Source organism: Hydrogenophaga sp. Root209 (assembly GCF_001428625.1).
Lineage (GTDB): Bacteria > Pseudomonadota > Gammaproteobacteria > Burkholderiales > Burkholderiaceae_C > Hydrogenophaga.
The window spans coordinates 19,933-37,249 of record NZ_LMIE01000031.1; the positions used below are offsets into that span (position 1 = coordinate 19,933).

Here is a 17,317-nt window from a genome sequence, read left to right on the forward strand (position 1 = left end):
GGGGCGCTTCGCTGGAAGGAGAAGCCCCCATGACCCGCACCACCATTAGCCGCCCGCGCATGGCGGCGATCTACGCCGCTGGCACGGTACGCGCCCGCCGTTGGAACGGCGATGGCGACGTGCGCGGCTACCGCCCGCCCTCGGGCTGGACGGCCTGCGCCGACCTCACCGACATTCACCCCATCACGGGCCGCGCCTTGCCGCCTGCCGTGTGGTGGCTCATCGAGACGAAGGAATAACCGCGATCAGCACCGCAAAAATCCGGGCGCGGCAGTGGCCGCGCCCGGTGTTCAAGGCCACCAGCCGAATCGGCACGCCGCCGCCCTCGCGGCAGCTCAGACGGCGGCGTTGACGTGACCGGGCTTCCCGCCCGGTAATGGCAGGCCCGTATGGGTCTGCAAGCCGTAGCGCCCGCCGTGCGCGGGAATCACCAGCGGTTTTCGGCTTGCCGCGTGCATACCTCGCAGCGTAGGGCCGCGCCCATTTCATCAGAGGCATGTCCGCGTTTCCTGCTTAGAAATCTGGAACGGCCTGGGCGTGTCGGCGCATAGCGCCGCCGGGCTTTCGGGCTACGCCCCGTGCCGTCTTTGCCGTCACGGCCATTCGGCTTCAATCCCTCACGCCTTCGCGCCTGCGGCGCTGCGCGCTTCGCTTGCCTCCAGGGGAAAGCCCTGCGAGCTATCCCCGCCGCGCGATGCTTGGCGCCCCTCGATGCTGCCGAACCGGCTGCGCCGGATCGGCCCGCCCAACGTCCCGCCGCGATGGACGGGACGCTGGCGAACACGCTGGCGCTTGCTGCGGCAGGTTGTGCAGGTGCGTGCCGTCCTCAACGCTGGCGGTTCCTGCCCATCACGTCACGAAGGACGGTTCACGGACAACCCGCCCGGTATCGCTATGGAGCTTCCACGCCACGCCTCAAGACCGGCGCCGCAAGGTATGGCGGGGGCGTTCTCGCCTGTCGTTGCGGGGTTGACCTGGCCCGCGTCAGCGGGCGAGCCGGAGAAGCCTTCGGGCGGGGATGCCGAGTCGGCCCCATCTCCTTTCGGAGCGGTTCGGCCCAAGGCGTCCTTGTCTCGTTGTGAATCCTGGCGGGGGCGCGGCTGCGCCTCGGGCTTCATGGCTGCAACCGTCCGGCGAAAACAATTTCCCCGCCGCTGCGCGGCTTCCTCGCGCAGCAAATTCTTTTCGCCTCCCGGCTCTCCACTGCGTTTCGACCGCAAGCGGTGCAGCCAGCCCGTCCCCCGCCGGCCGGATCACAACAAGGACGCGATGGGCGCGAACCTTGTTCAACCGAAAGGAGAAATCATCATGGCCAACATCGGCACCTTCACCGCAGACAAAGACGGCTTCACCGGCACGCTGCGCACCCTGACGCTCAACGTCAAGGTCAAGCTGGTTCCCAACGACAAGGGCAGCAGCGAGAACGCCCCCGACTTCCGCCTCCAGGCCGCCGGCCACGACATCGGCGCGGCGTGGAACAAGACCAGCGAGGCCGGGCGGGAATACAAGTCCGTGACCCTCGACGATCCTTCGTTCCCGGCTCCGGTCTATGCCCGCCTGATCGAAGGCGAGGACGGTACGCACGACCTGATCTGGTCGCGCAGCAAGCCCCAGGCGGCGTGACCGCCGCAGCGCCCCGCCCATCGCGGCGGGGCGCTGTGCTGCTGTTCGCAGCACATCACCACGTCACGCGCGCGGCTTCGCCGCGCCGCGCTCCTTCAGCACCGCCTCCAGCTCCCGGCGCACCTGCGCCAGCAGCTCGTCGGCCTTGTGCGGGCTGTCGCCCGCGTAGGCCAGCGTCAGCAGCGTGAGCGGGTGGATCTCCATCACCTCGCACAGCTCGGCCAGCTTATGCAGGGTCGGGCTTTTCAGGTCGCGTTCGAGGGTGCTCATATAGGTGCGGCTGGACACGTCAGAGAAGGCTTCCTGGCTCAAGCCACGCGCCTTCCTGACTGTCTTCAACGCCTTCGCCAATGAGTTCCCAGCCGCCACCTATGGTTTCCCTCGAAAAACCAAGATGACAGCCCATTGCGCCCTATAGGGCTACAATCTATAGTGTTCATTTGGTGTTCTACGTTTTCGTGCCTTTACGGAAATCCGCATTTGCTGGTTCCAGCAAAGCCACGCAAGCGCATCCGTGCTTGCACACGAAGGCGTAAATCCGGTTTGGCGGTTCTGCGCTTGGGCGTGAAACCGCATCCGTGCATCATTGGATTTGTGGGATTGCCAACCATGCCCCAGCCACTCGCCACCGTCCCGGAGCGCGCGCAACTGCTCGCCAACGGCGAGGCTCGTGCCGCTGGCCAGGCCATCGACCCGGTGCCCGTGGTGCGGCTGTTCACGCCGGACGCGCATGTGACCTGGCTGCTGGCCGCACTCGATCCCGCCGATGGCGACACCGCCTGGGGCCTCATCGACCTGGGAATCGGAATGCCGGCGCAAGGAACCGTCAAGCTGTCCGAGCTGGCTGGCATCGTCGGGCCGCATCAGCAGCCCGTGATGCGCGACCGCTACTTCCGGCCCACGCGCACGCTGTCGGAATACACCCGGCTGGCCGAGCGCGACGGGGCTATCCCGGACTGAACACAGCCTACTGTGACTTTTTCAGTCTGGTGTCATACCGGGCAGGTCTCAATCGAGATTCTTGCGGCGTAGCCGCGCCAGTCTGATCCAAACGGACATGATGCCTGACGCGGACTGCGGCAGGCTGGCCTGTACGGCGTCCCACGGGAGGGACGCTGCCGCCGCAGCATTGAGACGAATACCGCAACGCATCGGAGCCAGTCGGACTTGACAGCCCAACTATTCCCTTAACCCATTTCGTTCTGATGACACCGATGTAGCACGTAGTTCTTCTGTCGCGGCCAGTCCTGTTCGCAGGGAGGTTGCGTCATGGTCGATCGCAGCGCCGAGCACTGGTATCCGACTGCCGCGTATCTGTACGTGCTGCACTTGGACGACCTTGGGACGGCCTGGGAATATCTGCGCAGAAACCCCGATTACCGGCTCGACTGGCTGCGCCATCATCGCCGGCCGAAAGCCGCGCAGCAGGCGGCGCATCGCTGGGGCTTGCGCCTGCTGGAAGATCCGGCGTTGGATGCGCGCGACGCTCATCCAGCCTGGTTGCCCGGCCATGTGGCCGTGGTGCAGCTCTATCCCGACGCCGATCCGCCGCAGTATGCTCCCGCGTTCACGTTTTGGCGCATTGCCGGGCACAAGCAACTGCTCCATGACGGCAAAGGGCTGGCGCTGATGGCGCACAGCCCAGGTCATTGCCTGCGCTTCGCGCTGGCGCCCGGCCTGGAAGACGGGATGGCTGTCGCCTATGCCCGCCGCGGCGGCGCCGCCGCACCTGCGCGCAACCGTGCGCTCGGCGCGGCCCTGGCTTCTGCGAAGCCCAGGCCGGCACCCGCCGCGCTGCTTGAGCTACACACCTTGCAGGCGCTCGACGCAACCCTAGCGGGTGCGTCCTTGCGCGAGGTGGCCGAAGGCTTGTTCGGCGGCGATGCCGCAGCCGATTGGTACAGCGACGGCGGCCTGCGCTCCAAGGTACGCCGCTTGGTACGGCGCGGCGATGCGCTGATGCGCGGCGGCTATCGCCGCCTAGCACAGCTTCCGCCGCTTGAGAAGGGTCGTTTTGAGGACGACGCAAAACGGCCCTGAGCAGGACAGCTTGGTTTTCTGAGACTGCCTCCATCCGGTTGCGCTGTGTGGCCGGAGCTTTGAAAGCTATGGAGGTTCACACCATGCGTCCCGCTCCTTTGCGGCCTGCCGCCACTGTCTCGACCGCTGCCGCGCAGCCCCAACGCTATCTCACCAACGACGAAGCCGCCGAGTACCTGCGGCTGTCGCCGCGCACGCTGGAAAAGCAGCGCGTGATCGGTGGTGGTCCGCGCTTTCGCAAGTTCGGCCGGCGCGTCATGTACGCCGTGGCCGACCTCGATGCCTGGGCCGCCGACCGCAGCTTCGAGACGACTTCCGATCCCGAGTACGCCGAGCACCACTCGGCCGACAGCCGTGCGCGCTGATCGGCGGCGCGCGGCAGGCCATCACCATGTCCAGCTCCGCGCTGCCGTTCCGGCAGCGGTCGTTGCAGGAGCGCGAACAGCTCGACCTGTTCCGCGCCTTGCCCGGCGACATGGCGCCGCGCGACAGCCAGGACTTGATGGCCTATCCGTTCTTCTCGCTCGGCAAGTCCAAGCGGGTCAAACCCATCGACTTCCGCGCGGGCAACGTGACGATCCGCGTAGAGGGCACGCAGGAGCACGGCATCGCCACGATTTGGGATGCGGACGTGCTGATATGGGCGGCCTCGCAGATCGTGGAAGCGAAGGACGCGGGCCTGCGCCCGTCGCGGCTGATGCGCGCGACGCCCTACGAGATCCTGCGCTTCATCGGACGCGGCAAGTCGCTGCGCGACTACCAGCGCCTCAAGGCCGCGCTGGATCGCCTGCAATCGACCACGGTGGCCACGTCCATCCGCGAGACAACAGGCCGGCGCCTGCACCGCTTTTCGTGGATCAACGAATGGAAGGAACTGGCCGATGCCAGCGGCACGCCGCTGGGCATCGAGCTGATCCTGCCGGACTGGTTCTTTGCCGGCGTGCTCGACGCTGCGCTGGTGCTGACCATCGACCCGGCGTATTTCCGGCTCACCGGCGGCATCGAGCGGTGGCTGTACCGCCTGGTGCGCAAGCACGGCGGCAAGCAGGCATACGGCTGGCAGTTCGACTTTCGCTATCTGCACCAGAAGTCCGGCAGCACCGCGAAGCCCTACGACTTCGCCTGCGATCTGCGCGCGCTCGTCGCGCGGCAGTCGCTGCCCGGTTACGTCCTGGGCATCGAGCGGATGCCCGACAACGGCATGGAACTGCTGACGTTCCGGCCCGTGCCGCAGACGGCACGGGGATAACTCCGGGAAAGCCTGTGAATGGTGTCGTGCTATCAGGCGTGCGGGGTATCGTGCTATCAGGCGTGGGACTATCGTGCTATCAGGCGTGCCGATCGGCCGCAAACCCGCGCCAGCACTGGGCTTGCGCGTCCTCTAACTTCCCTAACTTAGTTTCTCTAACTTTTAGTAGGGAAACGCCGCTGCGGTGGACAACCACCCCGCGGCCACAAACGCAGCAGCAAAAGCCCGGCTTTCCAGCATGGAGGGCCAGGCCATGATCGTCGCACTGCTCAACCAGAAAGGCGGCGTCGGCAAGACCACGCTCGCCACGCACATCGCCGGCGAGTTGGCGATGCGCGGCCAGCACGTCGTCCTGCTGGACGCTGACCCGCAGGGCTCATCGCTGGACTGGACGCAGCGCAGAAGCCAGCAAGGCTTGCCACGGCTGTTCAGCGCCGTGGGCCTCGCACGCGAAACGCTGCACCAAGAGGCGCCGGAACTCGCCAGGCGGGCCGATCACGTCATCATCGACGGCCCGCCGCGCATCGCCGCCTTGGCGCGCTCCGCGCTGCTGGCGGCCGAGCGCGTGCTGATCCCGGTGCAGCCCAGCCCCTACGACTTGTGGGCCAGCGCCGAGATGGTGGCGGTGATCCGCGAGGCGCAGGTATTTCGGCCTGCGCTGCGCGCGGCCTTCGTCATCAATCGGCGCGTCAGTACCACCGTGATCGGGCGCGAAGCACGCCAGGCACTCGCCGACCAGCCGCTTCCTGCGCTGCGCGCGGAAGTGCATCAGCGCATCGTGTTCGCCGATAGCGTGGCCGCTGGCCGGCTTGCACGCGAGACGGCACCCGACAGCGCCGCCGCACGCGAAATCACTGCGCTGGTGGACGAATTGCTGCGGTGGCCGACATGACCGCGAAGCCGCCATCGAACAGCAAGCGCACGGCAAAGCGCGTCGGCATCGGCGCGCGTCCGCCCGCGAATCCGCACGCCGAGGCGTGGATTCGCCAGGGCGACACCGATGCGCTGGGCAAGGGCGACCTCTACACCGCCCGTCTGACTCTCGACATCACGCCCGCGATGCGGGCACGCATCAAGGTGTCGGCCTTCACGCAAGGCGTGACCGTGGCCGACCTGCTGCGTGGCCTGTTGGAGCGGGAGTTTCCAGAGCACCGCAGGGAGAACGCACCATGACTGCATCCGCTTCGCCTGCCGCTGGCGCGGCTACGGCTGCACTTGCCGGCCAGCCTGCCAGCGCGCCGCTGACGCGCGTGGCGCTGGCCTACATCGAACCACGCTTCAAGCTCTACCTGCGCTTCGGCGAACCTGCGCGCACGCACCAGCTCGACCGCTGGCGCCGTTGCGCGGTGTTCCTGCCGGGCGCCATGTTGTGCCGTATCCGCTGGCAGGCCAACGACTACGGCACTGTGCGTTGGCAGCTCATGGTGATGCAGGCTTGCACGCCGCTGGATGCAGCGCAGCGCATCCCCGGCGTGCAGCCGGGGGCGCGCTTGCTGCTCCACGCCGAAGGGGAGAACCAGGTGCGCGCGGTGCTGGAGTGCATCGACGCCATCGAGGCGCTGGGCATCGCGCCCGCCGCTGTCTCGCCCGCGTACTGGCGCACGCTCGCCAACCGGCTCGCTGCACGCCTGCCGCTGCCCGAATACACCGCCGAGCGGCACGCTGCCTGGCTAACCGGGAGGACGCTGCCATGACGCTTCCATCCGCCGTTGCCAGCGCAACCGGCATCCCGCCGCATCCTCGCTCGCGCCTGCGCGCTCGCCTCGTGTTGGCGGGCCTGTCCGCCTGCGGCCTCGCTGCGCTCGCCTGGGCGTCCTTCGTGCATCCGCTGCCGCGCCTGATCTACAACCCGTCCGACAGCGTGGCGGTCGGCTGGTATCGCGTCGATCCGCAAGGCCACGGCACCGACTCGCCGCCACGTCCCTTGTCCGTGGGCAGCATCGTCCTGACCACGCTGCCGCCAGACGCCGCCGCGCTGGCCGCGCAGCGCGGCTACCTGCCGGCGCGCGTGCCGCTGCTCAAGCGCGTGGGCGCCGTCGCGCCGCAGGAGGTGTGCAGCACTGGCCGCGTCGTCCGCATCGACGGCGTGCCTTCGGCCGCCGTGCTGCCTGCCGACCGCTGGGGCCGGCCGCTGCCATCCTGGCAGCAATGCCGCCGCCTCGAATCCGGCGAACTGTTCCTCTTGAGTGTGACCAACCCGGCGTCGTTCGACAGCCGGTATTTCGGGCCGGTCAGCGCATCCGCCGTGATCGGGGTCGCGCATCCAGTCTGGCTGGAATCCCGCCCATGATGGCCGCCGACTCGCTGCACGTTGCCGTGCATCTTGTCGTGCCATCGGGCGTGTCGCTCTGCTGGCCGTCGCCGTGTCGTCGCGCGTGCAGTGCGGGTGCATTCGCACCGCACTTCGCGCTGCCTTCGGCGCAGCCGTCCAACGTGCAGGCGTCTTGCCTCGAACGCGCCCGGCCTATGGCCGTCGCCGCGTTCGCCGGCGCGGGGGCAAAGGCGGAAGGCAAGACAAAAGGACGCGGCACCGGGCCGCGTCGAAAGCCAGTCTGCACATGGGGTGGCGCGGCACGGAGCGGCTTCGCCGCCGTGCCGCTTGGGGCGCGAGGCCCGCGCCAATGCAGGGCTGTCCGCGTGCTTCACACGACCGGACACGCCAGAGCTTGCAGGGAGCGCAGCCATGACCGACCGCCGCGACGATGATTTCCGCATCCGCCCCAGCGCACCGAAGAACCGGGGCCAGAGCTTCGTTTCCAAGGTGCTCAAGCAGGCAGGCAAGGCCAGTAGCGGCAAGTCGTCGGTGCGCCGTCCTGGCGCTGCCAGCGGCTCCGGGAGGGGCAACGGCCAGCGGCCCGGCTCGCGCCTGGGGCGCGGCCACACGGCCGCGCGCTTCGCCGGAGCGAAGCTGACGCCCATGTCGCGGCGCGTGACCATCAAGACGCTGCTGGTCAACCAGCGCCAGGCCAGCCCGCAGTCGCTCGCCAAGCACCTGCGCTACATCGAGCGCGACGGCGTGGGCCGCGATGGCGAGCCGGGCCAAGCCTACGGGCCGCAGACCGATGCCGCCGACCTCGACGCTTTCAAGGAACGCTGCGCCGACGACCGACACCATTTCCGCTTCATCCTCTCACCCGAGGATGGCCCGGAACTCGAAGACCTGCGCACCTACACGCGGCACCTCATGGGCCGCATGGAGGCCGACCTGGGCACGGGCCTCGATTGGGTGGCGGTCAACCACTGGAATACCGACAACCCGCACACGCACATCGTCGTGCGCGGGCGCGACGACACCGGCAAAGACCTCATCATCGCGGGCGACTACATCGCCGATGGGTTCCGCCATCGCGCCGCCGAACTGGCGACCGAATGGCTGGGGCCGCGCACCGAGCTGGAGATCCAGCAGACCTTGCGGCGCGAGGTGGATCAGGAGCGGTGGACGAGCCTGGATCGCACCTTGAAGCGCGAGGCCGGCGACGATGGCATGGTGCATGTCGAACGGCTCAACGAACCCCGACTGCAACGCCAGCGTCTGCTGCTGATCGGCAGGTTGCAGCGTTTGCAGCGCCTGGGCCTGGCCGACGAGGCCCAGCCCGGCACGTGGACCGTCCACAACGATGCGGAAAAGACCCTGCGCGCCCTGGGCGAGCGCGGCGACATCATCCGCACCATGCAGCGGGCCATGCGCGGCGAGCCGCGCGAACTGGCGGTGTTCGAGCCTGGGGACGATGGCCGAACCATCCTCGGCCGCGTGGCCGCGAAGGGGCTGGCCGACGAACTGCACGACCGGGGCTATCTGGTCATCGACGGCGTGGACGGCATGGCCCACTACGTTGCGCTCAACGCCCGCGACGAGCTGGCGAACTATCCGACCGGCGCTGTGGTGGAGGCAAGGAGATCGGCTGACGTGCGCGCGGCCGACAAGAACATCGCCGCGTTGGCGAGCGATGGCCTGTACCGCACCGACCACCACCTTGCCATCGCGCAGGGTCAGGCCCTGCCCGGCCGCGATCCGCAGGAAGTGGTCGCGTCCCACGTCCGCCGGCTGGAAGCCTTGCGCCGTGCCGGTATCGTGGAACGGGTGGCCGAGGGGCTATGGAAGGTGCCGGGCGACCTGCCCGAGCAGGGCCGTCGCTACGATGCGCAGCGCCTGGGCGGCGTGGCGGTGGAGCTGAAATCGCACCTGCCCATCGAGCGGCAGGCCCGCGTGATCGGAGCCACCTGGCTCGACCAGCAGTTGATCGGCGGCGGCTCGGGCCTGGGCAACCTGGGCTTTGGCAGCGAGGTCAACCAGGCGATGCAGCAGCGCGCCGAATTCCTGGCCGAACAGGGGCTGGCAGAGCGGCGCGGGCAGCGCGTAATCCTCGCGCGCAATCTATTGGCGACACTACGCGATCGGGATGTGATTCGGGCTGCCAAGGATATTGCCACCGAAACCGGGCTGAAACACCGTCTGGCGGCCGATGGCCAGCGCGTGACCGGCATCTACCGACGCAGCCTCATGCTCGCCAGTGGCCGCTTTGCCATGCTCGATGATGGTATGGGGTTCAGCTTGGTGCCATGGACGCCTGTCATCGAACAACGACTCGGCATGCTGATTTCTGCGCAGGTACATGGTGGCACCGTATCCTGGCAAATCCGACGGCAGCAGGGTTTATCCGTTACCTGACGCCAGCAGCAATTAAGCACCCACCGACCGGATGCGTCTACAGCCGTTCAGCGTCCGGCAAACTGCGGGACTTGCTTTGCGACGAACGCGCGGACCGCTTCCAGCGAATCTGTGGTTTTCGAGGCTCGATTCATTTCGGCCGCCTCCAGCCTCAATGAGGTCGCCAGATCACTCTCGAAGGCAGCGAGTTGCAGGCGCTTGGCGCCCGCATAACCTTGCGTTGGTCCGACCGAAAATTGCACCGCCATACGCCGCGCTTCGTCCAGCAGGCTCTCGCCAGGAACCACTTTCTCGACCAATCCCCAGGCCAAGGCCTCGTCCGAACTGACTACGCGATTGGTCAAGATCATGTCTCGTGCGCGTCGTCCACCCACTGCGCGTGGAAGTAGCCAGCTGATGCCGAAATCCCCCGCGTATCCGAGGCCGGTATGGGCCGCCACAAACTTCGTCCCACTTGCGGCAATCAGGTAGTCAGAGACCAAGGCAAGCCCGAGACCGCCTCCGGCTACCGCGCCTTGTACAGCGCAGACTACCGGGAACGGCAGGCTGGCGAATTGAGGAATCATGCTTTCGGCCACTCTCAGTTCGTCATCGACCAAAGTAGACAACGCATCGCCCGCGGCCACCATTTCTTCGATGTCACCTCCGCAACTGAACATCCGGCCCTCACCGCGCAGCAGTAAAGCTCGAATCGAGCCATCGCGTTCGACATCTGCAATGACACCAGCGAGCACGTTTACGACCGACGTGCTCAACGCATTCATTTTTTTTGGCGAGTTGAGTGTTATGGTCGCGACGGCACCATTCTTTTCGAGAATTACCGGATTTCCAGGCATGCTGACGTTCCCTGATTGATCAAAATTTCAGCGTCAGCGCGGCGCCATGCGAATGGCACCATCCACACGAATGGACTCGGCATTCATGTAGCCGCAAGTAACGAGAAACTCGACGGCCTGCGCGAATTCATCGGGGTCGCCTAAACGCTTGGGAAAGGGCACGCTGGCCGCCAGCGCCTGTTTGACGTTGTCCGGCAGGCCCAGCAGCAACGGTGTACCGAAGATCCCCGGCATGATGGTGTTGATCCGGATCCCTTCGTCCATCATGTCGCGCGCGATTGGCAGGGTCATGCCCACGATGGCTGCCTTGCTGGCCGCATAGCTGGCCTGGCCGACCTGGCCGTCCTGCGCGGCGGCCGAAGCGGTGTTGACGATGGCGCCGCGGTCGCCATCGGCCAGCGGCGCGAGCGTCAACATGCCCGCAGCTGACTTGGCGATGCAGCGGAAGGTGCCCACCAGGTTGATCTGAATGATGCGATTGAAACGATCTGCCGCGCATGGGCGGATTTCGCCGGTTTTCTTGTCGCGGCTGACAGTCTTGACGGCATCGGCAGTGCCGGCGCAGTTGACCAGAATGCGTTCCTGCCCAATGGCCGCGCGGGCCTTGGCGAAGGCGGCGTCCACCTGCTCCTCGGACATCACGTCCACATTGCAGTAAACGCCGCCGAGTTCGCTAGCCAACGCCTGGCCGACGGTTTCGTTCATGTCGAAGATGGCGACTTTGACGCCATGGCTGGCCAAACGCCGGGCCGTGGCGGCTCCCAGGCCGGAAGCGCCCCCGGTGATGACGGCAGAGATGTCGGAGTTCAGTTGCATGGTTTTTCCTCGATGGGTGAGAAACAGGCGCTATTGGCCGGTAAAGTTGGGTGTGCGCTTGCCTAGGAATGCCGCTTGCCCTTCCAGGTTGTCGGCCGAACGCAAAGCGACGAGGAAATTGCGCTTCTCATGCTCCAGGCCTTGCGCGAGCGGAGTTTCAAAGCTGGCCAGTGCCGCATCTTTCGCCAGCGCCACGGCCAGCGGCGAATTGGCTGCAATCCGGTTGGCCATCGCCAACGCCGTCGGCAGGGCCTGGCCATCAGCCGTCACTTCGGCGACCATGCCTGCATCGCAAGCCATGCGGGCGTCGATGAAATCGCCGGTCAGCAGCAGGGCCATGGCCTTGGACTTGCCGATAGCGTGGATCAGGCGCTGCGTGCCCCCGGCACCCGGAATGGCGCCCAGCTTGACTTCCGGCACACCGAAATTGGCGGACTCGCCAGCGATCGCGATGTCGCAGGCCAGCGCTAATTCTGTGCCGCCGCCCAGCGCGAGCTTTTCCACCGCTGCGATGACGGGCTTGGGGAAGCGCTCCAGTTCCGACCAAAAGTGGCCGCCTGCCGCCGCACGATCGCCCAGCAGCGGCTCGGCGCGCAGCGCATCGAAGGCCGTGATGTCGGCCCCGGCGCAGAACACGCCCTCGGCGCCGGTGATGATGACCGCGCGCACGGTATCGTCGTCGCGCAGTTGCACAAGCTGCGCACGCAGGCCATCGAATACCGCGCGGTTCAAGCTGTTCTTCGCGCGCGGGCGGTTGATGGTCAAGGTGGCGATGGCGCCATCGCGGCTGACGAGCACTTCGCTGGCTTCGCTCATGGTGGCCCCGCTCATCCAAGCCGCTCGATGATGGTGGCGTTGGCCGTGCCCGAGGCCTCGCAAATCGTCTGCAGGCCATAGCGGCCGCCCCGGCGCTCCAGCTCGCACAGCAGGTCAGTGAGCATGCGCGCGCCGGTAGAGCCCAGCGGATGGCCGATGGCTATCGAGCCGCCGTTGACGTTGAGGCGGTCGTCCAGGATGCCGAACTCCTGCTGAAACATCAGCGGCACGCCTCCGAAGGCCTCGTTGACTTCGAACAGATCGATATCGTCGAGGGTCAGACCCGATTCCTTCAGTGCCTTGCGGGTGGCGTCGAGCACAGCGGTGAACTGGATCACCGGGTCGGCGGCGGCCACGGCGGTGCTGACGAAGCGCGCACGCGGCTTCAGGCCGTGTTGCTTGGCGTAGGCACGGCTGGCGATCAGCAGCGCGGCGGCGCCGTCGCTGATCTGCGATGAGTTGGCGGCCGTGGTGGCGCCGTCGGCGGCAAACACGGCTTTCAGCGTGGCCATCTTCTCGGGGTTGGGGTCCGCGCGCACGCCCTCGTCGGCGGCGACGACCGGGCTGTCCGGATCGGCCGGATCCTCGGTCAGCCGCACCAGTTGATCCTTGACGCGGCCAGCCTGCGAGGCCTCGGTGGCCCGCCGATGGCTACGCACGGCGAAGGCATCCAGGGCCTCGCGCGTGAGGCCAAAGCGCTTGTTCATCAACTCCGAGGAAGCGCCCTGCGGTATCAGCGGGTTGTCCTGGTAGCGCGCCAGTTCGCTCGGGCTGTATTGCGCGCCAAGCGGCGCACCAGGCTTGAATGACGGCGGCATGGGCGCCTGCGACATCGACTCCACCCCGGCGCCGATGACCAACTGGTAGGCACCCGCTTGAATACCGTGCACAGCAAAGCTCACCGCCTGCTGGCCGGAGCCGCATTGCCGGTCGACCGTCACCGCCGGAACGGATTCGGGCAGCCCCGCCGCCAGCACGGCATGCCGGCCCAGGTTGCCGTGCTGCTGGTCCCACTGCAGCACGCAGCCGACGATCACATCGTCCAGATCGGCCGGGTTGATGCCGGAGTGCTCGACCAGTTGGCGCAGCGTCTCGCCCAACAAATCGACGGGATGCCATTTCTGCAGGCGCCCGCCGCGCTTGCCCACGGGGGTGCGCAGCGCACCGACGATGACGGGTTCATGGTCTTTCATGTTGTTCTCCTGGATAAAAAAGCCGGCGTCACTCGGCGTAGCGATCCGCGTGCTCGGCGCGTATACGCTTCTTGTCGAGCTTGCCGACGCTGGTCTTGGGGATGGCCTCGACGAACAGGACCTGATCCGGCAACTGCCACTTGGCGAAGGCGCTGGTCAGGTGTTCCTGCAGTTGTTCCTGGGTCGCCTGCTGGCCAGGCTTCAGCACCACCAGGGCCAGCGGCCTCTCCTGCCACTTCGGATGCGGAACGCCGACAACTGCGGCGTCGCGCACGGCGGGGTGACCCATGAGCAGGTTTTCCATGTCGATGGAAGAAATCCATTCGCCGCCGCTCTTGATCACGTCCTTGATGCGGTCGGTGACCTTGAGGTAGCCGTTCTCGTCCACCGTGCCGACATCGCCCGAGCGCCACCAGCCGCCTTCCAGGAAGCGGTCTGCGGAGTCGGGCATGTCGTGGTAGCTGGCCGTGATCCAGGGGCCGCGCACGCAGATCTCGCCTGCCGACTTTCCGTCATGCGGCAAGTCCTTGTCGTCGGCATCGACGATGCGGATGTCCACCCCGGTCAGCACCAGACCTTGCTTGCGCTTCAGGTTCCAGCGCTCTTCCTCGGTCAGGCGCTTCTTGAGCGTGGACTTGAGGCGGTTCATCGTCACCAGCGTCGTGGCTTCGGTGGCGCCGTAGCCATGCACCACCTCGGCACCGGTGAGTTTGTAGAAACCGATCATCATCGACAGCGGCGGCTCGGAGGCGCCGGACAGCATGCGCATGCGGCTGAAGTCCGGCTTGACCGGCATCGTCTCGATGTACTGCAGCATGGGCTGGAAGATGGCCGGTGCGCCGTTGGCGACCGTCACGCCCTCGGCGATCATGGCGTCAACCAGGGGCTTGGTGTCCTCGGCGACATAGCGGCCCGGCAGCACGATCTTGTCGCCCAGCAGCGTGGCGGCCTGCGGCAAGCCCCAGCATTGCCCGTGGAACATGGGGGTGATGAGCATCACACAGTCGTCCAGCGTCATGCCCAGATTGGTGGCCATGCCCGTGGAATGCATGTAGATGCCGCGGTGCGAGTAGTACACGCCCTTGGGCCTGCCCGTGGTGCCGGTGGTGTAGCAGGCGCTGTAGGCCGAGGTTTCGTCGATCTCGGGCCAGTCGATCTGGGTGTCGGCGGCGGCCAGCAGGTCTTCGTAGTGCAGCAGCGGTTTCAGCGTGGTCTTGATCTGGTCCAGCGGCTTGTCGGTCATGACAATCCAGCCCTTGATCTGGGGCGAATTCGCTGCGACGGATTCGGCAATGGGTAGTAATGACTCGTCCACGCAAACGTAGGACACCTTGCTGTGGTCGACCACGTAGCCCAGGTCCTCTGGGCCCAGGCGCAGATTCATCTGCAACATGACAGCACCCAGGCCGGGAATAGACCAGTACAGCTCGAAGTGACGTCGGCTGTTCCAGTCCAGGATGCCGACCCGGTCGCCGGGCTCGACACCGAGCGCGCGCAGCGCATTGGCGCTGCGGCAGACGCGCGCGTAGCAGTCGGCATAGGTGTAGCGATCCCAGCCGCCATCGGGTGTGCGGTAGACGATCTCCTGGTCCCCATGGGTGCGCGCGGCGTGCCGGATCAGCGTCGTGGTGTTGAGCTGGCGGTCGTTGCCCGTGGTGGACGGGCAGCCGCGGACGATGTGGGTGGTAGCAGTCATTTCTTTGTCTCCTGGGTGGTGGTTGCGTTGAGTGCCTGGAACCGTGGGGCCGGGGCCGCTTCGATGGCGCCGAAAGAGGTGGTCTGGTAGATGCCCCGTACCGCGTTGTGCGGATGCCGCACTGCCTCGGCCAGGCTGAGAACGGGTGCAAAGCAGGCGTCGCTGCCTTCAAGCAGCGCGCACCAGTGCGCCTGGGGCTGGGTGCGGATGAGGGCCGCGATGCGCTCCTTCAACGCCGGCCACGCCGCCGTGTCGTACTGGTCTGCAGGGTTCACGTCCGCCAGGCCCAACTTGGACAACAGCAATGCGTAGAACGGCGGCTCGATCGCGCCGAGGCTGATGAAGCCACCGTCGGCGCAGACGTACACGTCATAGAACGGCGAATCGTGGAACGGGCTCGGCTGTGCGCCGTCGATCTGCCCGTTGGCGCGAATCCAGTGCACCAGCGTGCCCAGCATGGCCACGATGTCCACGATGGCTGCGTCCACAACCCGGCCACGGCCGGTGGCCCGTGCATCGACCAGCGCGCAGGCGATGCCAAAAGCCATGCCTAGCGCCCCGGCACCGTCCCCGAGTACCGAGGGCGGCACGATGGGCGCCTGCCCCCTGTGCGCCGACAGCGACAGCAGGCCCGTCAGCGCGACGTAGTTCAGGTCGTGGCCCGCGGCCTGGGCAAGCGGCCCGTCCTGGCCCCAGCCCGTCATCCGGCCATAGACCAGTCGGGGATTGCGCGCCGCGCAATCTGCGGGGCCAAAGCCCAGCCGCTCCATCACCCCTGGGCGAAAGCCTTCGATTAGGGCGTCGGCCTGGGCAATCAGCTCCAGTGCGCGCGCCTTGCCACCTGGCGACTTCAGGTCGATGACCTCGACCTTCTTACCGCGGTGCAGCGGGTTCTCCACCGTCCCGCCCAGCCGCTGCGCCCCAGCAGCCTGCTCGGCCCGTGCCAGCGCGATCACCTCGGCGCCCATGTCGACCAGCATCCTGGCGGCCAGAGGGCCTGGACCGATGCCCTCAAACTCCACCACACGGACGCCGTGCAGCGGCAACTGCAGCGTGTGCGACGTGTGCGGCATGTTCACAGCTTCCTCGAAACCAGGTCTTTCAGGACCTCGTTGGCACCGCCGTAGATCTTCTGCACTCGCGAAGCGGCATACATCCGCGCGATCGGGTACTCGGCCATGTAGCCGTAGCCGCCGAACAATTGGAGACACTCGTCCACCACGCGGCACTGCTGTTCGGTGCACCACCACTTGGCCATGTAGGCGGCCTCGTTGTCGAGTGTGCCGTCCAGCAGTCGCTGGGTACAGTCGTTGACGAAGCTGCGCACCACATGCGCGATGGTCGCCATCTCGGCCAGCTTTTGGCGCGTTGTCTGCATGTCGAACAGAGGCGCGCCGAATATCTTGCGCTGCTTCGTGTATTCGATGGTGAGCTCCAACGCCCGGTCGATGACGGCCGCCGCCGGCACTGCAATGACCATGCGCTCGTAGGGCAACGCGCCCATTAGTTGCCCAAAGCCTTGGCCTTCAACGCCCCCCAGCAGTTGGTCGGCTGGAACGCGCACGCTGTCGAAGAAAAGCTCCGCCGTGTCCGAGGCCTGCATGCCGATCTTTTCAAGCAGGCGGCCCACACGAAAGCCTGGCAGGTTCTCGGTCTCCAATACGAACAGCGACACCCCTTTGCTGCCCGCGCCACTGGTGCGCGCCGCGACGATCAGCAGGTTTCCGGTGAAGCCGTTGGTGATGAAGGTCTTGGCGCCGTCGATCACGTAGTGGTCGCCGTCGCGCCGGGCCCGCGTGGAGATGGCCTTCAGATCCGAGCCGCAGCCCGGCTCGGTCATCGCGATTGCGGCCAGCATCTCGCCGTTCGTCACCTTGGGCAGCCAGCGCTGCTTTTGCGCTTCGGTGCCGAAGTCCAGGATGTAATGCGACGCGATGGTGTGCACCGCGATATTGACCGGCATCTCGGCCTTGGCCAGTTCGTCCTGCACCACCAGCTGGTAGGCGAGGCTGGCGCCGGCACCACCATAGGTCTCGGGCATCTCGGGCAGCAGAAAGCTCATCTCGCCGAACGGACGCCAGACCTCGCGCGGGATGTAGCCCTGGCGGCGCCATTCGTCGAGCCGGGGAGTAAATTCGGCGGCAACGTAGCGGCGCACCTGCTCGCGAAAGGCGTCGATCTCGCCGTCCATCCAGGCGTGGCGATACAGCTGTGGCAGCATGAGCGTGTCTCCTTGTATGTTGGCTTCTGACCCCGCGCCGGGCGTTCCGCACAGCGCCACTGCCGAAGTGCTTTGGGGGATGCGACAATCGTAATAATTGGCCCCTGCAAGGGCGATGGCGGATTGCCTCAATCAACTGACAAATAACTTCGTTCGGC

19 protein-coding genes are annotated in these 17,317 nt (G+C 66.5%); 11 read left to right on the top strand and 8 right to left on the bottom strand.

The genetic code is table 11. From position 1 onward, the window contains the following. Positions 1-29: 29 nt before the first annotated feature. A complete protein-coding gene (locus tag ASE11_RS18560; protein WP_031636935.1) occupies positions 30-239 on the top strand; it encodes a hypothetical protein in 210 nt (69 codons plus the stop codon). 1,069 nt (positions 240-1,308) lie between these two features. Further along, positions 1,309-1,623, top strand: coding sequence for a DUF736 domain-containing protein (locus ASE11_RS18565; protein WP_023103964.1), 315 nt, complete (start codon positions 1,309-1,311; stop codon positions 1,621-1,623). A 63-nt stretch (positions 1,624-1,686) separates the two neighbouring features. Here ASE11_RS18565 and ASE11_RS18570 read toward each other — a convergent pair whose 3' ends face one another. Beyond that, positions 1,687-1,992, bottom strand: coding sequence for a helix-turn-helix domain-containing protein (locus tag ASE11_RS18570; protein ID WP_023103963.1), 306 nt, complete (start codon positions 1,990-1,992; stop codon positions 1,687-1,689). Between the two features lie 240 nt (positions 1,993-2,232). Here ASE11_RS18570 and ASE11_RS18575 point away from each other — a divergent pair, with 240 nt between their 5' ends. The 9 genes from ASE11_RS18575 (at position 2,233) to ASE11_RS18615 (ending at position 9,581) form a co-directional block, all read left to right on the top strand. Beyond that, on the top strand, positions 2,233-2,583 hold the full coding sequence (locus ASE11_RS18575; RefSeq protein ID WP_023103962.1) for a DUF2958 domain-containing protein: 351 nt from the start codon (positions 2,233-2,235) through the stop codon (positions 2,581-2,583). A 309-nt stretch (positions 2,584-2,892) separates the two neighbouring features. Continuing rightward, positions 2,893-3,663 carry a DUF2285 domain-containing protein gene (locus ASE11_RS18580; protein WP_033878703.1) on the top strand — a complete coding sequence of 257 codons (771 nt, stop codon included), beginning with the start codon at positions 2,893-2,895 and terminating at the stop codon, positions 3,661-3,663. Positions 3,664-3,746: 83 nt separating this feature from the next. Continuing rightward, a complete protein-coding gene (locus tag ASE11_RS18585) occupies positions 3,747-4,028 on the top strand; it encodes a helix-turn-helix transcriptional regulator (RefSeq protein ID WP_003107109.1) in 282 nt (93 codons plus the stop codon). A 26-nt stretch (positions 4,029-4,054) separates the two neighbouring features. After that, positions 4,055-4,912: a replication initiator protein A gene (locus tag ASE11_RS18590; RefSeq protein WP_023103960.1), complete on the top strand. Its 858-nt coding sequence runs from the start codon at positions 4,055-4,057 to the stop codon at positions 4,910-4,912. Positions 4,913-5,165: 253 nt separating this feature from the next. After that, the gene (gene parA, locus ASE11_RS18595; protein WP_031636931.1) at positions 5,166-5,804 is read left to right on the top strand and encodes a ParA family partition ATPase; all 639 of its coding nucleotides are present in this window, start codon (positions 5,166-5,168) and stop codon (positions 5,802-5,804) included. After that, positions 5,801-6,085, top strand: coding sequence for a hypothetical protein (locus ASE11_RS18600; protein WP_056276327.1), 285 nt, complete (start codon positions 5,801-5,803; stop codon positions 6,083-6,085). Before parA ends, ASE11_RS18600 begins: the two co-directional genes overlap by 4 nt. Further along, the gene (locus tag ASE11_RS18605) at positions 6,082-6,606 is read left to right on the top strand and encodes a DUF2840 domain-containing protein (protein ID WP_023103957.1); all 525 of its coding nucleotides are present in this window, start codon (positions 6,082-6,084) and stop codon (positions 6,604-6,606) included. Before ASE11_RS18600 ends, ASE11_RS18605 begins: the two co-directional genes overlap by 4 nt. After that, positions 6,603-7,202, top strand: coding sequence for a S26 family signal peptidase (locus tag ASE11_RS18610; RefSeq protein WP_023114176.1), 600 nt, complete (start codon positions 6,603-6,605; stop codon positions 7,200-7,202). Before ASE11_RS18605 ends, ASE11_RS18610 begins: the two co-directional genes overlap by 4 nt. Before the next feature lie 393 nt (positions 7,203-7,595). Next, positions 7,596-9,581, top strand: coding sequence for a relaxase/mobilization nuclease domain-containing protein (locus ASE11_RS18615; RefSeq protein WP_056275101.1), 1,986 nt, complete (start codon positions 7,596-7,598; stop codon positions 9,579-9,581). A 47-nt stretch (positions 9,582-9,628) separates the two neighbouring features. Here the strand turns inward: ASE11_RS18615 and ASE11_RS18620 are convergent, their stop codons facing one another. Genes ASE11_RS18620 through ASE11_RS18650 form a run of 7 tightly spaced genes read right to left on the bottom strand, consistent with a single transcriptional unit; the run spans position 9,629 to position 17,159 of the window. Next, positions 9,629-10,417 carry an enoyl-CoA hydratase/isomerase family protein gene (locus ASE11_RS18620; protein WP_015014605.1) on the bottom strand — a complete coding sequence of 263 codons (789 nt, stop codon included), beginning with the start codon at positions 10,415-10,417 and terminating at the stop codon, positions 9,629-9,631. Positions 10,418-10,450: 33 nt separating this feature from the next. Continuing rightward, on the bottom strand, positions 10,451-11,233 hold the full coding sequence (locus ASE11_RS18625; protein WP_015014604.1) for an SDR family NAD(P)-dependent oxidoreductase: 783 nt from the start codon (positions 11,231-11,233) through the stop codon (positions 10,451-10,453). Positions 11,234-11,263: 30 nt separating this feature from the next. Continuing rightward, complete coding sequence (locus tag ASE11_RS18630) at positions 11,264-12,064, bottom strand: enoyl-CoA hydratase/isomerase family protein (protein WP_043565471.1); 801 nt, start codon at positions 12,062-12,064, stop codon at positions 11,264-11,266. Then, positions 12,061-13,242 (bottom strand): thiolase family protein, encoded by a 1,182-nt coding sequence (locus ASE11_RS18635; RefSeq protein ID WP_015014602.1) that lies wholly within the window; start codon positions 13,240-13,242, stop codon positions 12,061-12,063. The genes ASE11_RS18630 and ASE11_RS18635 overlap by 4 nt, the downstream gene beginning before the upstream one ends. A gap of 28 nt (positions 13,243-13,270) precedes the next feature. Next, on the bottom strand, positions 13,271-14,938 hold the full coding sequence (locus ASE11_RS18640; RefSeq protein WP_015014601.1) for a long-chain fatty acid--CoA ligase: 1,668 nt from the start codon (positions 14,936-14,938) through the stop codon (positions 13,271-13,273). Next, complete coding sequence (locus ASE11_RS18645) at positions 14,935-16,011, bottom strand: CaiB/BaiF CoA transferase family protein (protein WP_015014600.1); 1,077 nt, start codon at positions 16,009-16,011, stop codon at positions 14,935-14,937. Before ASE11_RS18645 ends, ASE11_RS18640 begins: the two co-directional genes overlap by 4 nt. A 2-nt stretch (positions 16,012-16,013) precedes the next feature. Next, positions 16,014-17,159, bottom strand: coding sequence for an acyl-CoA dehydrogenase family protein (locus ASE11_RS18650; RefSeq protein ID WP_015014599.1), 1,146 nt, complete (start codon positions 17,157-17,159; stop codon positions 16,014-16,016). Between the last annotated feature and the right edge of the window lie 158 nt (positions 17,160-17,317).